At 54.3% G+C, this 2,062-nt stretch carries 2 protein-coding genes and 1 pseudogene; all 3 read left to right on the top strand.

Annotated elements, in window-relative coordinates:
- Positions 1-1,162: pseudogene (locus K2I50_RS10380) on the top strand (hypothetical protein); the annotation flags it as partial.
- A gap of 6 nt (positions 1,163-1,168) precedes the next feature.
- The gene (locus K2I50_RS10375; RefSeq protein ID WP_301026280.1) at positions 1,169-1,585 is read left to right on the top strand and encodes a hypothetical protein; all 417 of its coding nucleotides are present in this window, start codon (positions 1,169-1,171) and stop codon (positions 1,583-1,585) included.
- On the top strand, positions 1,585-2,062 hold a 478-nt coding region (locus K2I50_RS10370), incomplete at its 3' end, for a hypothetical protein (RefSeq protein WP_301026279.1). The genes K2I50_RS10375 and K2I50_RS10370, both read left to right, overlap by 1 nt.

Genomic DNA, 2,062 nt, shown 5'->3' with positions numbered 1-2,062 from the left:
CTCCTATCTCGGCCCGGACTACCGCAAGGCCATAAAAGAAGCGTTTGCCGGCGTTGGCTCCAAAAATGAGACCGACACACGACACGTCACCCCGGGCGACTTTCGCAAACTTAAGGACACCGCTGCATTATCCGGCTATCCGGCACTTGAAAAAGCACGCCGAGTATTCATCCTAAGCACATTGCTGGGAGGAATAGCCATCGAAAATCTCCACGAAGCACTTGCTGATATCGAGGAGAATGGCCGCGCTACCTTGCGCACCGGAGTCTCAATCAGCGTCCCGCCACAAGGCCTGTCTGTAATACAGCAGTTTCAGGATGAGTTCGGAGTCAGCATTACCCGCTACATCTCATCCGTTACCGGCGAAAGCTACCGCAGGTGTCTCGACGCCATTGGCGCGATGCTAACGCTGCGCCACCCGCTTCTTCCGAAATCATCGGCCGATGTCTGGGTAGCCTTGGCTCGTACTGTCGGCGTTCCGGCCCCGGTCATTACCGCAGCGGTCAACAATAGCGAAGTTGCCATTCTGCGCTATTCCGAAACTGACAAGTCAATCTCGGCCGATGACATTCAGGAGGTATACTATGCCGTTGCCGACAGCATCGAAAGCTCAGCCTGTCATTGGTATGGAGCAAGATGCTTCGCCGCCGGTCCGGCCGAAATAAAGGAACGTCTACTCCTCGGCGATGCAAAACTCGGCATAGAATCCGATGATGTATATATCCCGTTTGGCGGCGACTCTGTAGACACTGACGGCTGCGACAAAGTGATGCAGCCGATGCTCTTTTTCCACGCCACCGCCTCCCGTGCGCAGGAGATAAAACGATATCTCGGCAGCGACGCATACATCTACTCCTACCGAAGCGGCGAGAAAAGTCCGGCCATCATCTCCGACGCCGAGATGATGACATTCATGCTCCTTGCCAGAGTAGGAGCCGACACACTGAGGCTATACTTCCCACAGGCCGGCGACAATGCTCCGGGCCCCGAAATCAACGATACGGTAATCATCACCGACGGAAATTTCTCAGGACATGTCGGCATAATCGAAAAAGCCGGGAGCGACAGCTACCGTGTCATCGTACGCATAACCGGCATCAGTGCGGTCGTTACCGCCGAAGTGCCCATAAAATTCCTCCGTGGAGTGGGGGACAAAGCCTGAGCAGCCATGGCCACCACTTCGCATAATGATATAAATACAGCAGGATGTGCTTGTGCAAATGGGGCTACACCGTACCCTGAATCAAGAAACCGCATCCTGCCGACATCTGTTGTCTGCTCGCCGATAGACGCAGCTACCATTACATGGGCCGAGCTTGATATGCGCTACCGCACACTACTCTCCACCTACGGTGACGGCACCTATCCCCCTGCAGCCGAACGCGATTGCCTCACCGCCATATTTGCCATACTGCGCCAACGCTCCGCTGCCACCACTGACCCAGCCGAAGCCGCACACTGCTGCGCCACTATGCTCGACATCCTCTCCCGCGCATTCCTCCTCCGCCCCGACCTCACCCGCTACCCCTATCTCGGCGCCCGCGCCCACATCGACCGACTCCAACGCGCACTCCGACACATCTGATGAGAACAAACGACAAAAAAAGAGGGATGATCCACTGGTGGCATCTCGTATACATAATTGGAATACTCCTTACGATACTCTTCTGCGTCATAATCTGTCTGAGCAAAGAGAGCGTGAGCGATGCAGCGATGGACAACGTTTCGTTTGCCTCCGCCATCGTTTCCATAGTTCTTGCCGTAGTATCGATTGTAGTATCTCTATATGCCACATTCAGCACCTCGGCCAACCTTGGCTCCATGCAGGATGTGGCCCACGGTATCAAACGGAGCCTCAGCAGACTCAAATCACTCAAAGATGTGGCCGACGACAGCAACCGACGCATTCAGGAATTGACGTCAAAGATGCTTGAGAAAGCTACACCGGAAGAGGTAAGGCAAAAACAGGATATCGAGCAAATCGAAGCAGAAGTAGCAGCAGAGGCAGAGAATCAAAAAGAACGTGTTTCTGATGATGACGCGACATCGGAGGATGATAAAA

Origin of the sequence: Muribaculum sp., from assembly GCF_029051885.1 — a bacterium.
GTDB lineage: Bacteria > Bacteroidota > Bacteroidia > Bacteroidales > Muribaculaceae > Muribaculum.
Note: the sequence above shows the minus strand (reverse complement) of the source record. Positions and strands in the feature narration are given on the sequence as shown.

What these genes read in the sequence shown, in the direction of transcription:
- K2I50_RS10375 (WP_301026280.1), top strand. Translation starts at nt 1,169, where the DNA reads ATGGCCACCACTTCGCATAATGATATAAATACAGCAGGATGTGCTTGT.